Annotated in this window: 19 protein-coding genes; 13 read left to right on the forward strand and 6 right to left on the reverse strand. The window is 71.8% G+C overall.

What is annotated here, in order from left to right; translation table 11 throughout:
• Nucleotides 1–40: 40 nt before the first annotated feature.
• The gene (locus tag B2363_RS14085; protein ID WP_181753230.1) at nt 41–478 is read left to right on the forward strand and encodes a universal stress protein; all 438 of its coding nucleotides are present in this window, start codon (nt 41–43) and stop codon (nt 476–478) included.
• 28 nt (nt 479–506) lie between these two features.
• Nucleotides 507–911 carry a DUF3151 domain-containing protein gene (locus B2363_RS14090; protein ID WP_286930937.1) on the forward strand — a complete coding sequence of 135 codons (405 nt, stop codon included), beginning with the start codon at nt 507–509 and terminating at the stop codon, nt 909–911.
• Nucleotide 912: 1 nt separating this feature from the next.
• Here the strand turns inward: B2363_RS14090 and B2363_RS14095 are convergent, their stop codons facing one another.
• From B2363_RS14095 to B2363_RS14105, 3 genes are read right to left on the reverse strand one after another with little or no spacing between them, the layout of a single operon-like run.
• Complete coding sequence (locus tag B2363_RS14095) at nt 913–1,788, reverse strand: diacylglycerol/lipid kinase family protein (protein ID WP_286930938.1); 876 nt, start codon at nt 1,786–1,788, stop codon at nt 913–915.
• Between the two features lie 10 nt (nt 1,789–1,798).
• Nucleotides 1,799–3,199, reverse strand: coding sequence for a condensation domain-containing protein (locus B2363_RS14100; protein WP_286930939.1), 1,401 nt, complete (start codon nt 3,197–3,199; stop codon nt 1,799–1,801).
• Complete coding sequence (locus tag B2363_RS14105; protein WP_286930940.1) at nt 3,196–4,587, reverse strand: condensation domain-containing protein; 1,392 nt, start codon at nt 4,585–4,587, stop codon at nt 3,196–3,198. Before B2363_RS14105 ends, B2363_RS14100 begins: the two co-directional genes overlap by 4 nt.
• A gap of 258 nt (nt 4,588–4,845) precedes the next feature.
• Here B2363_RS14105 and B2363_RS14110 point away from each other — a divergent pair, with 258 nt between their 5' ends.
• The 8 genes from B2363_RS14110 to purB all read left to right on the forward strand — a co-directional run bounded on the left by B2363_RS14110 (nt 4,846) and on the right by purB (nt 12,764).
• Nucleotides 4,846–6,129, forward strand: a complete 1,284-nt coding sequence (locus B2363_RS14110) for an adenylosuccinate synthase (RefSeq protein ID WP_286930941.1) — start codon at nt 4,846–4,848, stop codon at nt 6,127–6,129.
• Between the two features lie 31 nt (nt 6,130–6,160).
• Nucleotides 6,161–6,691 carry a hypothetical protein gene (locus B2363_RS14115; RefSeq protein ID WP_286930943.1) on the forward strand — a complete coding sequence of 177 codons (531 nt, stop codon included), beginning with the start codon at nt 6,161–6,163 and terminating at the stop codon, nt 6,689–6,691.
• The gene (locus B2363_RS14120) at nt 6,688–7,644 is read left to right on the forward strand and encodes a hypothetical protein (RefSeq protein ID WP_286930945.1); all 957 of its coding nucleotides are present in this window, start codon (nt 6,688–6,690) and stop codon (nt 7,642–7,644) included. The genes B2363_RS14115 and B2363_RS14120 overlap by 4 nt, the downstream gene beginning before the upstream one ends.
• Before the next feature lie 7 nt (nt 7,645–7,651).
• Nucleotides 7,652–8,398, forward strand: a complete 747-nt coding sequence (locus tag B2363_RS14125; RefSeq protein WP_181753213.1) for a hypothetical protein — start codon at nt 7,652–7,654, stop codon at nt 8,396–8,398.
• A complete protein-coding gene (locus B2363_RS14130; protein ID WP_181753212.1) occupies nt 8,391–8,936 on the forward strand; it encodes a hypothetical protein in 546 nt (181 codons plus the stop codon). The genes B2363_RS14125 and B2363_RS14130 overlap by 8 nt, the downstream gene beginning before the upstream one ends.
• 35 nt (nt 8,937–8,971) lie before the next feature.
• Nucleotides 8,972–10,216, forward strand: coding sequence for a phosphoribosylamine--glycine ligase (gene purD / locus B2363_RS14135; protein ID WP_286930948.1), 1,245 nt, complete (start codon nt 8,972–8,974; stop codon nt 10,214–10,216).
• Nucleotides 10,217–10,317: 101 nt separating this feature from the next.
• Entirely contained in the window at nt 10,318–11,325 is a 1,008-nt protein-coding gene (locus B2363_RS14140) for an Lrp/AsnC family transcriptional regulator (protein WP_286930949.1), read from the forward strand.
• A 17-nt stretch (nt 11,326–11,342) separates the two neighbouring features.
• Nucleotides 11,343–12,764 (forward strand): adenylosuccinate lyase, encoded by a 1,422-nt coding sequence (gene purB, locus B2363_RS14145; protein WP_286930950.1) that lies wholly within the window; start codon nt 11,343–11,345, stop codon nt 12,762–12,764.
• Nucleotides 12,765–12,997: 233 nt separating this feature from the next.
• On the opposite strand, the gene B2363_RS14150 is transcribed toward purB, so the two are convergent.
• Both B2363_RS14150 and B2363_RS14155 read right to left on the reverse strand, forming a co-directional pair.
• A complete protein-coding gene (locus B2363_RS14150) occupies nt 12,998–13,546 on the reverse strand; it encodes a maltokinase N-terminal cap-like domain-containing protein (RefSeq protein WP_286930952.1) in 549 nt (182 codons plus the stop codon).
• Nucleotides 13,547–13,550: 4 nt separating this feature from the next.
• Nucleotides 13,551–14,720, reverse strand: coding sequence for an MFS transporter (locus tag B2363_RS14155; RefSeq protein ID WP_286930954.1), 1,170 nt, complete (start codon nt 14,718–14,720; stop codon nt 13,551–13,553).
• Nucleotides 14,721–14,791: 71 nt separating this feature from the next.
• Here B2363_RS14155 and B2363_RS14160 point away from each other — a divergent pair, with 71 nt between their 5' ends.
• From B2363_RS14160 to B2363_RS14170, 3 genes are all read left to right on the forward strand, one after another.
• Nucleotides 14,792–15,652: a phosphoribosylaminoimidazolesuccinocarboxamide synthase gene (locus tag B2363_RS14160; RefSeq protein WP_286930955.1), complete on the forward strand. Its 861-nt coding sequence runs from the start codon at nt 14,792–14,794 to the stop codon at nt 15,650–15,652.
• Between the two features lie 85 nt (nt 15,653–15,737).
• A complete protein-coding gene (locus B2363_RS14165) occupies nt 15,738–17,300 on the forward strand; it encodes a long-chain-fatty-acid--CoA ligase (protein ID WP_286930957.1) in 1,563 nt (520 codons plus the stop codon).
• 44 nt (nt 17,301–17,344) lie between these two features.
• Nucleotides 17,345–18,892, forward strand: coding sequence for a glycosyltransferase family 2 protein (locus B2363_RS14170; protein WP_286930959.1), 1,548 nt, complete (start codon nt 17,345–17,347; stop codon nt 18,890–18,892).
• A 6-nt stretch (nt 18,893–18,898) separates the two neighbouring features.
• Here the strand turns inward: B2363_RS14170 and B2363_RS14175 are convergent, their stop codons facing one another.
• A complete protein-coding gene (locus B2363_RS14175) occupies nt 18,899–19,879 on the reverse strand; it encodes a class I SAM-dependent methyltransferase (protein WP_286930961.1) in 981 nt (326 codons plus the stop codon).
• Between the last annotated feature and the right edge of the window lie 25 nt (nt 19,880–19,904).

A 19,904-nucleotide genomic window follows, 5' to 3' on the forward strand; every position in this document is an offset into this window, starting at 1 on the left:
GCATCCGGGCGTCCGAGCTCGGCGTGATGAAGGGGAAACCATGGCGAAGATCGTCCTCACCGGCGTCGACAACACCGAGCCCGCGGCCGCCGCGGCGCGCAAGGCGGCCGAGCTCGCCGCTGCGATGGGCGCCCGACTGCACGTGCTCTCGGCGTACGGCAGCTTCGAGGCCGAGCGGATCGACGTCGGCTCCGAGGAGCTGCTGATCACGAGCGAGCAGGCGGCCCAGGGTGTGGCGAGCGACGTCTTCGCGGGGATCCGCCGCGAGTTCCCCGAGCTCGAGGTGACGTACGGCGCCGCCGAGGGCAACCCCGCCGACGCGCTGGTCCGTGCGGCCGAGGAGCTCGACGTCGACGTCATCGTCGTGGGCAACAAGCGCGTGCAGGGCCTGGCCCGGATCCTGGGCAGCATCGCCCGGGACGTGGCCGCGCACGCACCGTGCGACGTCTACATCGCGCACACGCACCAGCGGTCCTGATGGGGTCGCCCGTCTAGGCTGGCTCACCATGACCAACCTTCTGGGAGAACCGCCCGAGACCCTGCTGCCCGAGGACCCGGGCGCGGCCCTGCTGGCCGAGGGAGCGCCCCCCGAGGAGGTCGCCGAGCGTCACCCCGACTCGGTGGCCGCCTGGGCGCGCCTGGCCGACGCCGCGCTCGCCGAGGACCGTCATCTCGAGGGCTACGCGTTCGCGCGCACGGCCTATCACCGCTCCCTGGACTCGCTGCGCCGCAACGGCTGGCGCGGGCACGGCCCGGTGCCGTGGTCGCACGAGGCCAACCGCGGATTCCTCCACGCCCTCGCCGTCCTGGCCACCGCCAGCGAGCGGCTCGGCGACGTCGAGGAGGCGCACCGCTGCCGCGAGTTCCTGCGCGAGTCGAGCCGCGAGGGCTACGACGCGCTCGTGGGCTGACTCAGTCGGGAAGGCGCATCGCGAGGCCGCCGGCGTGCAGCTCCCACCCGTGCTCCCGGCGCGGGTCGGAGAGCTCGCCGTCGGTCGTGCAGCGCACGGGCTCGCCCTCCACCCGCACCGACTGGGCCCGCGTGTAGTGCACGAAGTCGGCGCCCGGGTGGGTGCCGCGGCGCAGGTGCAGGGCGTAGGCGATCCGCTGGGGCAGCCGGGCCGCGAACGCGACGGCCACGTCCATGGCCCCGTCGTCGACGATGGCGTGCGGCAGCAGCTCGCCGCCGCCGCCCACGAAGCGCCCGTTGCCGACCGCGACCTGGGCCACGCGACCGCTGAGCGTGCGGTCGTCGATGGTCACGTGCACGTCGGCGCTGCGGCTGAAGAGGGTCGAGATCGCCCCGAGCACGTAGGCGATCGGACCGAGCGCCGGCTTGACGGGCTCGGCCCGCGCGGCGGCCTCGGCGCCGATGCCCACGTGCGCCGCGTTCACCACGACCCGCCCCGTGGAGTCCAGGATCAGGTCGATCGGCCGGACCGAGCCGTTGGCCAGGTCGCGGGCGGCCACCACGGGATCGGTGGACAGGTCGAGGGTCCGGGCGAAGTCGTTGCCCGTGCCCAGCGGGACGAGACCCACCGGGGTGCCCGGCAGCCGGCCGGCGTCGTGCAGCGCCTGGACGACCGCGTGCAGGCTGCCGTCCCCGCCCATGGAGATCACCAGGTCGACGTCGGGGTGCTTCGCCAGGGCCGCGGCCAGGTCGTCGGGGTCCTCGGTCGCCACGTGGTCGACGTCGGCGACCTCGCGCAGGGCCGAGAGCGCCCGGGCGATGACCTCCTCGTCGGAGGTGCCCGCATTCGCGTTGCTGACCGCCAGCCAGGAGTTCACCCCTCTGACGTTAGCGGGTGAGCGCGCCTCGCAGGAGGTTCGAGGCGTACGTGAAGAACGCGTTGACGTTCTCGACGGCCGTGGGCGTCTGCGGGACGCTGCACATGACGTAGAGCTCGGTGGGCGTGCGGTTGATCCACACGTTCACGTTGTCGTCGTAGCCCTGGCCGGTGGTCCCGTGGAAGCGGTCCTGCGCCCACTTCTCCTGGCCGGGGATCATCCGGCCGTCGAGGTAGGACACGATCGCCGGCCGGTGGGTGTCCTCGAGCGAGAAGCCGAAGACCTCCTGGACGACCTCCATGACCCGCAGTGCCGGCACCGGCTCGCAGACGCGGGCCTCGCGGAACTTCCGGCGCACGTCGCGGGCGACCTCGAAGAGCGTGTCCTCGGGTCCGACCGGGATGTGGATGGGCAGGACGTTGATCATCCAGCCCATCGTCACGAGCGTCTCGGCGGTGTCGCGCGTCGCGACGGGGTTGAAGAACCGGTACGCGCTCCGGCCGGCGAGGTCACGCGCCGCCAGCGCGAACGAGGCGTAGACGACCGACGGGAACGTGGCCTCCTCCTCCTTGGCGATGGCCTCGAGCCGGTCGCACTCCTCGGCGCTGAGGATGTCGTAGTCCATGGGGATCAGCCAGAACCGCTCGCCCTCGGCGATCCCGAGGTCCATGGGGAATCCGTCCTTCGCGACCACGCCGTCCATCGCGTAGTCGGCCCAGAACTGCATCGACGGGTGCTCGATGTCGTACTGCTGCGCGGCGTCGCGCTCCTCCTGCGCGTACGTCATGTAGCCCTTCACCGGGGGCAGGTCGACGTGCTCGGCGCCGGTCTCGTTGGCGTACAGCTGGGAGAGCTCCATGTAGCCCAGCAGGACGCTGAAGCCGTCGCCGTAGCAGTGGTCGAAGCCGCAGAAGATGGTGGACGTGTCGTCGCCGGAGACGCCCGCGATCGCGTAGCCGAAGTTGTCGATCGGGTCGACGGCGTCGCTGAAGTGCTTGAGCAGCACGTTGTTCACGTCCGGCCCGGGGTGCGAGCCGAGCGGCGTGACGGTGAGCGTCATGTCCTCGGGGGCGACCGCATGGCGGGTCATCTCGCCGTCAGGGTCGTCGGGGTTGTCCCGGAAGGTCCCCCAGAGGACCTCGTGCCGGCGGACCCACGTCGTGGCCGCGCGCTGCAGGGCATCGACGTCGAGCGGGCCAGGGACGTCGAAGCACAGGCCGAGCCAATTGGCGTCGGCCGAGCCCACCCGCTCCATCGCCCGGCGCAGCCGCAGGTGCTGGTCCTGCATGTAGGAGGGCCGGTGCTCGTTCGCGGGCGCGACCGCGAGGGCCGCGTATGACTCCTCGGACGGGCGGAGCAGGAACACGTCACCGTCGATGGTGTCGAGCTCCTCGATGCGGGTCATCCTCATGCCAGTGCCTCCGTCGGATCGTTGACCTCACGCGTGACCGCCACCATCTGCTCCCGCATCCGGTTCATCACGCGGTCGAGCCACTCGATGCAGGGCGGGGTGTCGGGGGTGCGGTGGACCAGCTCGGTGCCGTACGGCATCGAGTTGACCCACAGGTGCATCTCGTCGCTGGGCTCGACCTCGCCCAGGAAGACGGTGGAGTCCATCTCCTCCCAGCCGTCGCGCCCGGGGCAGTGGCGCGAGTCCAGGAACGACACGACCGCGGCGGGCCGCATCGTGGTGCCGAGCAGCTGGTTGGCCAGCGGCAGCGGGATCGTCTCGGCGGTGCGGGCGAACTGCCACGCCTCCGCCGTGCGCCGGGCCAGCTCGGTGAGGGGGAGGTCGCGGCCCATGTCGACCGTCATCGGCACGATCCCGGAGAACCAGCCGATGGCCTGGTGCCACTCCTGCCGGTGCCGGTTGTGCGTCGACATCAGCACGGTGAGGCGATCGTCGGGCTCCTCGGCGACCATGGCGCGCAGCAGCACCGCCGTGAAGGCCAGCGCGGGCGGGACGTCGTTGCGCTCGCACCACCGGTGGAAGGCCTTGCTCAGGCGGGGACCGGCGAAGGTCGGGTAGCGCATCCGGTGCTGGATCAGGTCACCACGGCGGACGCCCGTGCCCCGGGGCAGGCCGGGCAGGTTGCCGGTGGCGTCGGCGGCGCGCCGCCAGGGCTCGAGGGCCGGGCTGTCGACCGTGATGGCGTCCTGGATGGCGCGCTGCTCGACGGCGAAGTCCACGTAGCTGCCCACGGGGGTCGGCAGCGGCGCGTGGTTCAGCTCGGCCTCGAGGTGCAGCTTGAGCTCGCCCATCGTCAGATAGGCGCTGTAGCCGTCGAAGGTCACGTGGTCGAAGGCGGCGAAGACGGTGATGTCGCCGTTCTCGTCGGTCACGGTGATCACCGTGGCGGCGGGCCACGACAGCGGCCCGGTGAGGTCGTCCAGCTCGGCCATCACCGCGTCGAACGCCTCGCCGGGATCGGCGAAGTGCCCCACGTGGCGCGGCTGGAAGCCGATCAGCTCGGCGTCGACGATGCGGCGCTCGTAGCTGCCGTCGTCGCGGCGGACGAACATGCACCGCAGGCTCTCGTGGCGGGCGCAGAACCGGCGCAGCGTGCCCGCGAGCGAGACGAAGTCGGCACCGTGCAGCGTGGCGCGCAGGCCGATCCACGGGTTGACCTCGTCGTCGACGTGGCGCGGGAGGCTGGCGATGTCGAGGCGGCGCTGCTGGTCGGGGGTGACGGGGCGCGGGTCCGGCGGAGCGGTGGCGAAGGCGCGCAGCGTCGAGGAGCGGGGCACCCAGAGGTGGATGTCTCCCGCCGGGACGAGCGTCAGGCGATGGGGATGCAAGGGAGTCCTCCTTCGAGTGCCGTTGGGCCCGGGGGAGTCCCACTGCAACTCACCGTTACACGAGCAGTTACGGGAAGGCTACTGCAGGAATCCGTGACGTCCATCACTCGGAACGAACTCGTGCGGATGTCTCATTTGGCAGGCGCTCATGGCCCCCCGGGTCGCGGGCCTGTGCCCCCGCGACGCTCGCTTCTCGGTAGGATCGACGAGTAAGAGCCCCCGTAGCGGGGCTTTCCGTCTGGTGGAGGGGTGGCTCGCATGCCCGCAGTCGTGATCGTCGGAGCCCAGTGGGGTGACGAGGGCAAGGGCAAGGCGACCGATCTCCTGGGCAGCCGCGTCGACTACGTCGTGAAGTTCAACGGCGGCAACAACGCCGGCCACACCGTCGTCATCGGTGACGAGAAGTACGCACTGCACCTGCTCCCGAGCGGCATCCTCACCCCGGGCTGCGTGCCGGTGATCGGCAACGGCGTCGTCATCGACCTCGACGTGCTCTTCCAGGAGATCGACGGCCTGAACGCGCGTGGGATCGACACCTCGCGCCTGCTCGTCAGCGCCAACGCGCACATCATCGCCGACTACAACCGCACGCTGGACAAGGTCAACGAGCGCTTCCTCGGCAGCCGCAAGATCGGCACCACCGGCCGCGGCATCGGCCCGACCTACGCCGACAAGATGAACCGCCTCGGCATCCGCGTGCAGGACCTCTTCGACGAGAAGATCCTCCGCGCGAAGGTGGAGGGCGCGCTCGACCTCAAGAACCAGATCCTCACCAAGGTCTACAACCGACGCGCCGTGTCGGCCGAGGAGATCGTGGAGTCCCTGCTCGGTCACGTCGAGCGCCTGCGGCCGTTCGTCGCCGACACCGCCCTCGTGCTGCACGACGCCCTGCGCGAGGACAAGACGGTGCTGCTCGAGGCCGGCCAGGCCACGCTGCTCGACGTCGACCACGGCACCTACCCGTTCGTCACCAGCTCGTCGGCCACCACCGGCGGCGCGTGCACGGGCTCGGGCATCGCGCCCACCGAGATCACCCGCGTGATCGGCATCGTCAAGGCCTACGCCACCCGCGTCGGCGAGGGCCCGTTCCCCACCGAGCTGTTCGACGCCGACGGCGACCGCCTGCGCGAGAACGGCGGCGAGTTCGGCACGACGACGGGCCGCCCGCGCCGCTGCGGCTGGTACGACGCGCCCGTGGCCCGCTACGCGGCCCGCATCAACGGCGTCACCGACTTCGTGATGACCAAGCTCGACGTCCTGACCGGCTGGGAGCAGATCCCGGTGTGCGTCGCGTACGACGTCGACGGCGAGCGCGTCGACGAGATGCCGATGACCCAGACGGGCTTCCACCACGCGAAGCCGATCTTCGAGTACTTCCCGGGCTGGTCCGAGGACATCAGCGGCGCCCGGGAGCTCTCCGACCTGCCCGCGAACGCGCAGTCGTACGTGCGCGAGATCGAGGCGATCAGCGGCTCGCGGATCAGCGCCGTCGGCGTGGGTCCCGACCGCGAGGAGACGGTCGTCCTGCACGACCTGCTCTGACCTGAAACACCTGGCACATACGGGGGCACGTGTGAACGAGGAGAAGCGGTTCGAGTGGCAGGCGTTCCGCCGGGCCCGGTGGGGTCCGGTGCGCGTCGTGGTGCGCGACGGCCTGATCGAGGCCACGGTCGAAAACGCGGTCGTCGAGCTCGACGTGACGGACCGCCGGCCCGCGGCCGAGCGCGAGGCGAACCAGTGGCGCAGCGTCTTCGACGACGGCGTCCCGGTCAGCCTGAACGGCGCGCGGGTCGCCACGGTGACCACCGCGCAGGGCAGTCCCGGCGGCCTGGTCCGCCGGAAGCGGCACACCATCACGGGCGACGCGGGGTTCGTCCTGCCCGGGATGGAGTACACCGGTCGCTCGCTGCCCGACCTGGTGACGCTGCGCTGCGACGCCGGAGTCCTCGTGGCGTCGCGCCGGTGGGCCTCGCCGATCAACGTGGCGGTGACGGAGTGGTCGATCGTCAGGGAGTATGACCTCATCGCGCCGCGCGTGACGAAGCTCGCGGCGCCCGAGCACATCGCCCTGTGGGCCGCACTGAAGGAGAGTCAGCGCTCATGACCGTGGAGATGGACTACGACCAGCTGACGCTCTCGGCCACCCGCGCCGAGGAGCTCGCCAGCAAGATCCGTTCGAACGCCGCCTCGGCGAGGTCGGCCAGCCCCGTGGCGCTGCCGAGCCTGGAGAACATCGAGGCCAAGGCGACGTTCCTGGACGACGCCGCCGAGAAGCTCAAAGGCCTCGCCGACATCGCGCTGCTGCTCGACGAGTCGGGCGAGGGCAAGGTCTCGATGTCGCTCGGCGCCATCAACGACACCCTCAACGACCTGCTGGGCGAGTACCTCGGCGCCGAGTTCGGCAACATCTTCGGCAACGACGACGACTTCCCGCTCATCTCGATCGCCGCGGCGCTGGGCAAGATGAAGAAGATGGCCACGGGTGTCGCGCCGATCTTCCAGACCGGCCTCGTCGGCCGCCAGATGCTGACCCGCATGGCGAACGCCGGCGGGCGCACCGGCGAGTGGGCCCGCTGGATGCTCTCCGGTGGCGGCCGGCACGCCGCGCCGCCGACCGCTCTGCTCAACAAGCTGCCGAAGTGGGCCGGACCGGGCACCCGGTTCCCCACCGCGGGCTGGGCCGACCCGCTCGCGCGCAATCCCGGCGGACTGGGCCTCATGCGCGGCCTGGGCATCGTCGGCGGCGTCTACAGCACCGCCGTCGGGGTCAACAACCTCATCCAGCAGGGCAACCCGATCGACGCGTTCGAGCGCGAGGGTGCGGGCTACGTCGCCGACGTCGCCGAGACCGCCTTCAGCGCCTCCACGACCGCGTTCCTGATCGCACCGAACCCGGTCACCGGCGCCATCGCCGTGACCACCGGCCTGGTCTGGGCGGGGGCCGAGGTCGTCGACCACTGGGACGAGATCAGCGAGACGGCCTCGAACGCCTGGGACACCGTCACCGACGGCGACACCTGGTCCGACGTCGGCGACACGCTCACCTTCTGGGACTGATCACGACATGAACGACACCCCTGCGAACGCTGGAGCCACCGTGCCGAAACTCGACGAGACCTTCCTGCAGTTGACCGTCGGCTACGACGACCTGATCAAGCTCGCCGAGGTCCATGCGGGCCGGATCAGCCCGGGCGACGCGCCCACGCGCCTGCGCCAGGAGGGACTCGTGACCTCCACGGGCGTCCATCCCACGGCCGCGAGCCTGGTCGAGGTCGCGGTGGGCCCGGCACGCAGCATCGTCGTCGAGCGCTTCGACGGCGCCACCCTGAAGCCCCTGTTCATCGGCTGGATGCCCGACGGCCGCGCCACCACCAGCACGCCCGACGCCGAGGGCGCGGTCGTCGTGACGGCCACCGAGCTCGGCCTGCTGCGTGACCAGCTGCGCCAGTGGCTGGCGATCTTCGACCGCGAGGTCGTCGACGACCGCGACACCGTGGGCACGAACACCACGGTCATCGACGCGGCCATGACGCTCGACGGCGTCGACCCGAGCGGTGACGCGGCGCTCGATCCGATCCTCGAGGGGTGGCGCCTGGCCTGGCGCGCGACGGGCAACTGGGCCGAGCGCGACGTCGACGCCTCCGTCACCGTCGTCGACGCGGGCGCCCAGGGCTGGTACCGCGTCGAGCACGCGCCCCGCACCGGCAACGAGGAGGTCGAGGTCTCGCTCGTCCCGCTCACCCTCGAGGAGGTCGTCGCGGCGCTGGGCGACGTCGTCACGGGCCGCAGGTCCCAGGTGGCCGATGACTGACGTCCTCCCGCCCTCCGATCTCGTCTCGCGGCAGCAGGCGGCGCGCTTCACCCGCCTCATGCGGGTGCTGGAGCGGCAGCACCGGCGTCCCGAGGCGATGGCGGGCTTCTTCGCGGCCATCGGGGCCCACGGCGTCGTCGCGGCGCTGGCCACGATCGCGTTCGGACCCCACCGCGAGGACCTCACCGACTGGGACCGACTGCCCGACCTGCTGCGCGACGGGCTGCACGCGGCTGCCTCGTGGCCCGAGTTCGACGCCGAGGGGTTTGGCGCCGACCTCGCCGAGCTGCTGCGCGAGGACGACGAGGACCGTCGCGGCACCGTCTCGGCGGTCACCTCGTTCCTGCTGGCCTCCGGCCGCTACGACGAGCGGCTGCTGGCCGGCTGGACCCGCGCCTTCGACGAGCTCACGCTCCCGGTCGAGCAGCCCCTCACGTGGGCCTCGTTCTTGACCGGCACCGACGGGCCGCGTCCGTGGGACGGCCTCGTGGCGCTCGCTCGCGAGGTCGCCGCCGGCTCCGCCGACGCCCCGTCGTGATCGGTGCCGGCGCCGGGCGCCGCTAGGCTCGACGGGTGAAGGTTCTCGTCATCGGCACCGGCGGCCGCGAGCACGCCCTGTCCCTGGCCCTCTCCCGTGACTCCCAGGTCACCGAGGTCCACGCCGCCCCGGGCAACCCGGGCATGGCGGCCGTCGCCACGCTGCACCCGGTCGACCCACTGGACGGCGCGGCCGTGGCCGACCTCGCCACGAGGATCGGTGCCGGCCTGGTCGTCGTCGGCCCCGAGGCGCCCTTGGTGGCCGGCGTCGCCGACGCCGTTCGGGAGGCCGGCATCGCCTGCTTCGGCCCCACGGCCGAGGCGGCCCAGCTCGAGGGCTCGAAGGCGTTCGCGAAGCAGGTCATGGCCGCCGCCGACGTCCCCACCGCGATGGCCCGGGTGTGCGAGACCCCCGAACAGGTGGCCGATGCGCTCGACACCTTCGGCCCGCCCTACGTCGTCAAGGACGACGCGCTCGCCGCGGGCAAGGGCGTCGTCGTCACCGAGGACCGGCAGGTCGCGTTCGACCACGGCGTCTCCTGCGCCCGCGTCGTGATCGAGGAGTACCTCGACGGTCCGGAGGTCTCGCTGTTCGCGATCACCGACGGCTCGACGGTGCTGCCGCTGCAGCCGGCCCAGGACTTCAAGCGCGCCCTCGACGGCGACGAAGGGCCCAACACCGGCGGCATGGGGGCGTACACGCCGCTCGCATGGGCGCCCGACGACCTCGTGAGCGACGTGACCCAGCGCGTCCTGCTGCCCACCGTGAAGGAGATGGCCGCGCGCGGCACCCCCTTCCAGGGTCTGCTCTACGCAGGCCTGGCCCTCACCAGCCGGGGCATGCGCGTGGTCGAGTTCAACGCGCGCTTCGGCGACCCCGAGACCCAGGCCCTGCTGTCGCTGCTGAGGACACCCCTGTCGGCGCTGCTGCACGGCGCGGCCACCGGCACGCTCGCCGAGGTCGGCCTGCCGCAGTGGCGCGACGGGTCGGCCGTCACGGTGGTCATCGCGTCGGAGCACTACCCGGAGTCGCCGGTCACGGGCGACCGCATCGACGGCGTCGACGAGGCCGACGCGCTCGAGGGCGTCGACGTGATCCACGCGGGGACCAAGATCGACGAGGACGGCAACCTCGTGACGGCGGGTGGACGCGTCCTGTCGGTCACCGCCGTGGGTGCCGATCTCGACGAGGCGCGACGTCGCGCGTACGCCGGGGTAGATCTGGTCCGGATCCGCGGGGCCCACCACCGGCGGGACATCGCGGCGCATCTCCCGGAATGACGGGACGCACGCATTGCCCGGTTCCGTCAGCGTGATGTTGATCATCGCGACGATCCGCCACCGAGATGCGGCGTGAAACCGTCAACCCATACTCTGGAGTCATGTACGCGTCGTGGCAGGGCCTTCCCGAGCTGCCCGAGATCGACCTCGCCCTGGTCCATGCCCTCCAGGTGGCGCCGCGCGCGCCGTGGAGCGCGATCGGTCGCACGATCGGCGTCGACCCGGCCACTGCCGCCCGCCGGTGGGACCGCCTGGTCGCCGAGCGTCTCGCCTGGTTCGTGGTCCGCCCGAGCGCGGAGCAGCTGGCGGCCGACCGCGACGCCGTCGTCCTGAAGCTGAAGGTCCGTCCCGGCTCGGAGGTGCGGGTCGCCGAGAGGATCGCCGCCGAGGAGGAGGTCTACGCGGTCGACCTCCTCGCCGGCGAGGACGACATCGCCGTGGTGCTGGTCGGCCGCGGACTCGGCGCGATGCGTGAGCGCGTCGACGCCCTCGTGGGCTCGGACCCCGACGTCTTCATGACGCGCGTCTTCTTCATCGCCACGGTCCACCGTGAGGACGCGCAGTGGCGTCTCGGAGCGCTGACCGCCGATCAGGAGCTCGCGCTCGACCGGCGCACCGACGGCCCCGTGTCCGCTCCTGACGACGACGTCCTCCAGCAGCTCACCGAGGCCCTGGTCGAGGAGCCGCGGATGAGCGTCGCGGACATCGCCCGCCGGCTCGACCGGCCCGAGCCGACGGCACGCCGCCTGCTCGACCGGGCGCTGCGCTCGCGCGCGATCCGCCTCGGCTGCGACGTGGTGGCCTCGGCAGGTGGCGCCGGCCGCGCGGTGATGCTGGAGGTCCGGGCCGACGATCCGCGGGCCGTCGGCCCCGTGATGAGCGAGTTCCCGTGCGTCGTGCGCTGCGCCGCCGTGGTGGCTCCGGGCAACCTCGCCCTCGTCGCGCGGTTCGGCGCACTCGGGGACCTCGTCGACTTCGAGGCCGCCGCCGCAGCGCAGGTGCCGGGGTGGCAGGTGCTCGACCGGGCCACGATCGTCCGCAGCGTCAAGCGCCAGGGGCGGGTCCTGGACGACGACGGCCGCGTCCTGCTCTCCGGCGCCGCAGGCTGAACTGCGACAATGGGCGGGTGACCACTCCGAACGTCCTCGCCTCCCGTTACGCGTCCGCCGAGCTGGCACGCATCTGGTCGCCCGAGCACAAGATCGTCCTCGAGCGCCAGCTGTGGATCGCGGTCCTGAAGGCCCAGCGCGACCTCGGCGTCGAGACCCCCGACGGCGTCATCGAGGCGCACGAGGCGGTCGTCGACCAGGTCGACCTCGAGTCGATCGCCGCGCGCGAGCGCGTGACCCGTCACGACGTGAAGGCCCGCATCGAGGAGTTCGCCGCTCTCGCCGGCAGCGAGCACATCCACAAGGGCATGACCTCGCGCGACCTGACCGAGAACGTCGAGCAGCTCCAGGTCCGTGCCTCGCTGGCGCTGGTGCGCGACCGGGCCGTCGCCGCGCTGGCGCGCCTGGGCCGACTGGCGGGTGAGCACGCCGAGCTGGTGATGGCCGGACGCAGCCACAACGTCGCCGCGCAGGCCACCACGATGGGCAAGCGCTTCGCGACCACGGCCGACGAGCTGCTCGTCGGCATCGAGCGCGTCGAGCAGCTGATCGCCCGGTACCCGCTGCGCGGGATCAAGGGCCCGGTCGGCACCGGCCAGGACATGCTCGACCTCCTCGGTGGCGACGAGGCGAAGCTGGCCGACCTCGAGCAGCGCGTCGCGGCGCACCTGGGCTTCGAGCGCACGTTCACGAGCGTCGGCCAGGTCTACCCGCGGTCCCTCGACTTCGACGCCGTCAGCGCGCTCGTGCAGCTGGTCGCCGCGCCGTCGAGCCTGGCGCTCACGGTGCGCCTCATGGCGGGCAACGAGCTGGTCACCGAGGGATTCAAGCCGGGCCAGGTCGGCTCGTCGGCGATGCCGCACAAGATGAACACCCGCTCGTGCGAGCGCGTCAACGGTCTCGCGGTCGTGCTGCGCGGCTACGCGTCGATGGTGGGCGAGCTCTCCGGCGACCAGTGGAACGAGGGCGACGTGTCGTGCTCGGTCGTGCGCCGCGTGGCTCTCCCGGACGCGTTCTACGCCGCCGACGGCCTGTTCGAGACGTTCCTGACCGTGCTGGACGAGTTCGGCGTGTTCCCGGCCGTGGTCCAGCGCGAGCTCGACCGCTACCTGCCGTTCCTGGCCACCACGAAGGTCCTGATGGCCGCGGTGCGGCACGGCGTCGGTCGCGAGACCGCCCACGAGGCCATCAAGGAGCACGCCGTCGCGGTCGCGCTCGAGATGCGTGAGCAGGGGACCGCCGACAACGACCTGCTCGACCGGCTGGCCGCCGACGACCGTCTCGGTCTCACCGCCGAGGACCTCCAACGTCTCGTGGCCGAGCCGCTGGCCTTCACGGGCGCCGCCGTCTCCCAGGTCTCCGCGGTGCTGTCGCAGGTCGACGCCGTGCTGAAGCGCCACCCCGAGGCCGCCGCCTACGCGCCGGGCGCCATCCTCTGACGATTCGCCGGGTCACCTGATCTCGGTACGCGGCTCGCTGCGCTCCCCAGCTACTCGATCACCGCGGCCGGGTACACGTGATCTCGATACGCGGCTCGCTGCGCTCGCCAGCTACTCGATCACCGGCGGCCGGGGTCACGTGATCTCGATACGCGGCTCGCTGCGCTCGCCGGCTACTCGATCACCGGAGCCGGTGATCGAGTGCCTGCGAGGAACGAGCAGGTGTATCGAGATCAGGCGAGCCAGGCCAGCACGACAGGACCGGGGTGCTCCGCCCACGTCGCGGTGAGGAGTCCGGTGGCCTCCGCGGGCGCCTGAGCGTCGACGATCCGGGCCACGTGGAGCGTGCCGTCGCCCGATCCGCTGCCGTGCACCGCCGCGGTGAACGAGCGACGGGAGATGGGCGTGCCGTCGGGGGTCAACATCGTGACCTCGCCGCGGCCCTCGCGGATCACGGCGGTCGTCTCGGCGACGTAGACGGGATCGGTCGCGCCGTCGTAGATCCAACGGCGACCCAGCGCCGAGTGGTCCATCTCGCCCACGAGCTCACCGCCGTCGAGCGGTGCCGAGCGGTAGGTCAGCGGGACGTGCACGACCGTGTCGCCGACGGGCAGCAGGAACCCCTCGATCCCCACCTCGCCCTCGGGATCGTCGAAGCGGAAGTTGGCCTGGAAGGGGGGAACCGACGCGCCGGCCGGCCACCACGGCTGGCGGGGCAGCCATGCCTCGAGCAGCTCGGCCTTGGTGGGGTTCAGCTCGGAACCCGGATGAACGACGCCCATGGCGTCATCGTGCCACGGGTCGCAGCCGCGCGAAGGCCAATCCGGCTGCCACGACCGACAGCAGCGCGGCGCCCACGATCGGCGCCACGTCGTTGAGGCCGTAGAGCCCGGCGCCCATGACCGGACCCGCCACGTAGGTGAGGCCGACGGTGGCGGAGAGCTGCCCCGCGACGGCGGCGTGCTCGCTCGGCTCGACCGCGAGGGTGGCACCGGCGTTGTAGCCGGGCACCGCGAGCCCCAGCCCCGCCGCGACGACGACCATCGCCGGGAGCAGGGTGGCCGTGCTGGAGGCGAACACGGCGCCGGCGTAGCCGACCGCCGCGACCAGGCTGCCGACCACGATGAGCGCCCGCGGCCCGCCGGGCACCCGCGGTGCCACGAAGGCCTGCGTCACCGCGAACCCGATGCCGATCAGCACGCCGGCGACGGCGACTACCTGCGCGGTGGCGGTGTCCGACAGTCCGAGCCGGTCCTGCACGAGGAAGCCCAGGATGATCTCCACGAGCGCCAGGCCCAGGAACAGCGCGCCACCGGCCAGGAGGAACGGCAGCACGCGAGGATCGCGGAACCCGAGTCGCTCGCGCTCCGGTCGCTCCTGCCGCTCGGGCACCGGCAGGAGCCAGACGGCGACGAGCGTGGCACCGACCAGCACCGGCGCGAGGTACACCGGCAGCAGCAGTCCGCCGATCGCCGCGAGGCCGCCGAGCGCGGGCCCGACCACCAGGGAGATGCCCTGGACCGCGCCGAACGCGCCCATCGCCTTCGTGCGCTCGATCGCGCCCTGGCTCGTGGAGGCGAGGTACGTCAGCGCCGCCACCGGCACGGCCGCGAAGCCCAGCCCGTAGAGCACCCCCCGCGTCAGCGCGAACGCCCCGAGGACGACCCAGCGGGGCAGCTCCTCCCGTGCCGAGATCTCGGTCATCACGGCGAACCCGGTGGCACCCACGGTGGCGATCAGCAGCCCGCGGACCAGCACGGTGTGCACGCCGATGCGATCGACCTCGCGGCCCCACCACGGCCCGGCGATCACGAGCATCGCCGCCGACAGCGTCATGACGGCGCCGAGATCGACCTCGCCGAGGCCGACGAGTCGTGTGACGGGCGCCAGGACCGGGACGAGCATCCCCTGCGCGCTGTAGACGACGAGGGCCGACACCAGCAGGGTCGTGGTCATGGTCCGGGTCGATGGCACCGGCACAGCCTGCCACGGAAACGCGCGGCTGGGCAGGCCACTAGCCTGATGCCATGCCGCTGGAGATCCCCGGAGCCACCCACCTGCACTCGGGCAAGGTGCGCGACCTGTACACGTACGGCGACCACCTGCTGATGGTCGCCTCCGACCGGGTGAGCGCCTACGACTTCATCCTCGAGCCAGGGATCCCCGACAAGGGCGAGATCCTCACCCGGATGAGCCTGTGGTGGTTCGACCAGCTGGCCGACCTCGTGCCGCACCACGTCGTCAGCACCGACGTGCCGCCCGAGGTCGCGGGGCGGGCGCTGGTCGTCGAGCGGCTCGACATGTTCCCGGTGGAGTGCGTCGCTCGCGGCTACCTCACCGGCTCCGGGCTGATCGACTACCGCGAGACGGGCGCCGTGTGCGGCATCCCGCTGCCCGACGGCCTCGTCGACGGCTCGCGGCTGGACGAGCCGATCTTCACCCCCGCCACGAAGGCCGACCTGGGCGAGCACGACGAGAACGTCTCGTTCGAGGCGATCGTGGAGACCGTCGGCGCCGAGATGGCCGAGCGACTGCGCGACCTCACCCTGGCGGTCTACGGCCGCGCCGAGGAGATCGCCCGGGAGCGGGGGATCATCCTGGCCGACACGAAGCTCGAGTTCGGCGCCCGCCCGGACGGCACCATCGTCCTGGCCGACGAGGTGCTGACGCCCGACTCCTCGCGCTTCTGGCCCGCCGACCGGTACGTGCCCGGCCAGGCCCAGCCCAGCTACGACAAGCAGTTCGTCCGCGACTGGCTGACGTCGGCCGAGTCGGGCTGGGACCGGGCGTCGGACACGCCGCCGCCGCGACTGCCCGACGAGATCGTCGAGCGCACCCGCGAGCGCTACATCGAGGCCTACGAGAGGCTCACCGGTCTGACCTGGTGAGGTCATGGACAGGGTGTCGGAGGCGGTCCGGGCCTCGATTACAGTGTCGATGTAACTGAGGACACACCCCCCGAAAGAAGGCACCGTGACCAATCTCGCCGCGATCCTCGACGACACGACCGCCAAGTACCCCGAGCGCACCGCCATCGTCTTCGGCGACACGCGGCTGAACTACGCGCAGGTCAACGGTGCGGCCAACCAGGTCGCGAACCTGCTGGTCGAGCGGGGGATCAAGCCCGGCGACAAGGTCGCGATCTCGATCCCGAACCTGCCCTACTTCACGATCGTCTACTTCGGCATCCTCAAGGCCGGCGCCACGGTCGTCCCGCTCAACGTGCTGCTGTCCGAGCGTGAGGTCGCCTACCACCTCGACGACTCCGACGCGGTGGCCTTCTTCGCGTTCGAGGGCACGCCCGACCTGCCGATCGGCGACCGCGCCTGGGCCGGCTTCAACCAGGTCGAGGGCTGCAAGGAGTTCTTCCTCATCAAGCTCGACTCGGCCGCGCCCGAGCCCATGGAGGCGCCCGAGTTCTACGGACCCCTCGTGGCGAAGCAGTCGCCCGAGTTCACCACCGTCGACCGCGACGACGACGACACCGCCGTCATCCTCTACACGTCGGGCACCACCGGCCAGCCCAAGGGCGCCGAGCTGATGCACCGCAACCTGCGCGCGAACGCCGGCCTCGGCCCGTCGCTGTTCGGCGCCGACGAGAGCGACCCCGACACCTACCTCGCCGTGCTGCCGCTGTTCCACATCTTCGGCCAGAGCGTCATCCAGAACACCGCGATCCTGTTCGGCGGCACGATCGTCTACCTGCCGCGCTTCGAGCCCGACGCCGCGCTGGCGCTGCTGCTCAAGGAGAAGATCACCTTCTTCGCCGGCGTCCCGACGATGTACTGGGGCCTGCTGCAGGCCCTGGCGCAGTCCGACGGCGGCGTCGACGTCGAGGCGATCGCGGCGACCCTGCGCGTCGCCGCGTCCGGTGGCGCGGCGCTGCCCGTCGACATCCACCGCCAGTTCGAGGAGAAGTTCGGCATCGTCATCCAGGAGGGCTACGGCCTGTCCGAGACGTCGCCGGTCGCCTCGTTCGGTGTCCGTGGCGAGCCCGTCCGCGTCGGCTCGATCGGCCGGGCCGTCGAGGGCGTCGAGCTCAAGCTCATCAACGACGACTGGTCCGACCTGGCCCACGACCCCGAGGCGATCGGCGAGATCGCCATCAAGGGCCACGGCATCATGAAGGGCTACTACAACCGCCCCGCCGCCACCGCCGAGGCGATCCACGGCGAGTGGTTCCGCACGGGCGACCTCGCGCGCAAGGACGACGATGACTACTTCTACATCGTCGACCGCAGCAAGGACATGATCATCCGCGGCGGCTACAACGTGTACCCGCGCGAGCTGGAGGAGGTGCTGATGACGCACCCGGCGGTCTCGCTGGTCGCCGTCATCGGCGTCCCGCACGAGTCGCACGGCGAGGAGATCAAGGCGGTCGTGGTCAAGAACACCGACGATCCCACCACCGAGGCCGAGCTGCGCGAGTGGGCCAAGGGCCAGTTCGCCCAGTACAAGTACCCGCGCATCGTGGAGTTCCGCGACGCGCTGCCGATGACCGCGACGGGCAAGATCCTCAAGCGCGAGATCGACTGATCGCCGCCCGTGAAACCGCGGCGTCGTCCCAGTAGGCTCGCGGCGTGCATGCAGGCGATGGCGTGACGACGCCGCGGTTCTCACTTCTGACCACCGTCGAGGACGCGAGCCGTGAGGCGTTCGACCTCACGGCGGCGTCCGTACGCGGGCAGCGCCTGCGGGACTGGCAGTGGGTGGTGGTCCACGGTCCCGCGGCGGCGTCCGAGGTCGTCGACGCCCTGCGCGAGGCGGCCGCGGCCGAGCCGAGGATCGTCACGGTGGAGTCCGCGGCGGGCCCGTCCGCGGGCCTGGACGCCGCGACCGGTGACTTCGTCGGCCTGCTCGACCTCGGCGACGAGCTGACGGCCCAGGCCCTCGTGGTCGTGGCGAAGGCTGTCGACGCCGCCGGCGACGAGCTCGACGTGGTCTACAGCGACCACGACGAGCCCGCGCCCGACGGTTCCGGGCGCCGGCCGTACTTCAAGCCCGACTGGTCACCGGAGCGGCTGCTGCACCACGCCTACGTGGGACGTCTCAGCGTCCTGCGTCGCAGCTCCCTCCTCGCCGCGGGCGGCTTCCCGCCCGGCAGCGGACCGGCCGCCGGGCTCGACGCGCTCCTGCGGGTCAGCAAGCGCGGCGGCGACGTGCGACACGTGCAGCGCGTCCTCTACCGCCGGAACGGGGGACCCGAGCACGAGGCCGCGGACGCCGTCCCCGTCGTGCAGGCCCACCTCGACCGCGTGGGGATCGAGGCCACCGTCACGGTGTCGGAGACGCCGGGGCTGCTGCGCATCGTCCGTCGTCCCGACGTCACGACGCCCACCTCGATCATCATCCCGACGATCGGCACGTCCGGCGAGGTCTGGGGTGCCCACCGCAACCTCGTCACCGAGACCGTGCGCACGGTGGCCGAGCACACGCGCCACACCGACCTCGAGTTCGTGATCGTCTACGACCGGCCCACGCCGGAGCAGGTGCTCGAGGAGCTGCGAGCGCTCCGCGAGAGCCACGGCCTGCGGATCCGGCTCGTCGTCTTCACCGAGAAGTTCAACTTCAGCGCCAAGTGCAACGTCGGGGCGGCCTACGCGGCCGGTGACGTCCTCGTCTTCCTCAACGACGACATGGCGGCGCGCAGCGACGAGGTCATCGAGACGCTCATCGCCCCACTGCGCGAGCCCGGCGTGGGCGCGACCGGCGCCAAGCTCTTCTTCGAGGACGGCACCGTGCAGCACGGCGGGGTCCGCTTCGGCAGCGGCTTCCTGTCCGATCCGTACCGCACCGCCGCCGAGGACGCCCCCGGCGAGCTGGGCGAACTGCAGGTCAATCGCGAGGTCACGGCGCTGACGGGTGCCTGCGTGGCGGTGCGGCGCGACGTGTTCGAGGCGGTGGGCGGCTTCAGCGAGCGGTTCCCGATGAACTTCAACGACGTCGACTTCGGGCTCAAGACGAGCCGCGCAGGACTGCGGTCGCTGTGGCTGCACGAGGTCCGCCTGTGGCACTTCGAGTCCGTCACGCGCGACAACGCCGTCCGCCCGTGGGAGTTCGCGCGGCTCGAGAACCGCTGGGGACGGCGCAAGGCCGTGCGCGAGCGCTACTCCAACAACGTGCGCTGACCGGCCTCAGCGACGGCGGAGCCGGCGCCGGACACGACCTGCCGTGCGCCGTAGCGCACCGGAGGTGGGTGCCGACGGGGCCGCGGGCTTCTCCAGCTCGCGCACCTGGGCGCGCAGGCGCTTGACCATCCCCTGCAGCCGCCGAGTCTCCGCCGCAGCCACGGCGGCCGTGGTCTCGAGCCCGATGATGCGATCGCGCTCGACCAGCTGCGCGCGCCAGGCGGCGGTCATCACGTGCTCGGCGTCGGGGCCCGGACGCACCCAGCGCGGGTCCTTGCCGACGACGAGCTCCGGCGTCGTGGCGACCTCGCCGGCGCGAGGCGGCCGGACGGCGAGCTGGAACTGGTAGACCATCGCATCGGGCTGGGTCCGGATCCACGCCAGCACGCCGGCCGGCAGGGCGTGGGGGTCCACGTCCACCTCGACCCCCAGGGGGTCCGCCGTGGTGCCACGCAGCTCGTCGGTCACCAGGCCCGCGTCGGCGACCATCTGCAGCAGGCCCTCGCGGGAGAAGAACCGGATGTGGGTGTGGTCGAGCAGGCCGGTGTCGGTCGTGCGCCAGCGGCCCTGCAGCAGCGCCAGCCGCAGCGAGCCGTGGGTGACGTTGGGGATCGAGATGACGATGCGGCCGCCGGGAGCCAGCAGGCGTGCGCTGTCGGCGAGCACGCCGACGGGGTCCATGACGTGCTCGAGCACGTCGGCGAAGATGATGGCGTCGAAGGAGCCCGTCTCGAAGTGCCCGCTCAGGGGCGCCGCGTCGAGGTCGCCCACGACCACCGACTCCAGGTGCTCCGCGGCGATCGCCGCGGCCTCGGCGTCGAGCTCGAAACCGCTCACGCGGCAGCCGCGCTCGATCAGGACTCGGCCGAGGTCACCGGCCCAGCACCCGACGTCCAGCACGCGGTGGGCGTCGCCGAGCAGATCGATCACCTGAGCGTGGCTCGTGTTCAGGTTCGTCGGGTCGATCTCGACGGCGTAGTGCGACATGGGCGGTCAACTCTCTGTTCGACAG

It is taken from the genome of Aeromicrobium sp. UBA7512 (assembly GCF_002476985.1).
Lineage (GTDB): Bacteria > Actinomycetota > Actinomycetes > Propionibacteriales > Nocardioidaceae > Aeromicrobium > Aeromicrobium phoceense.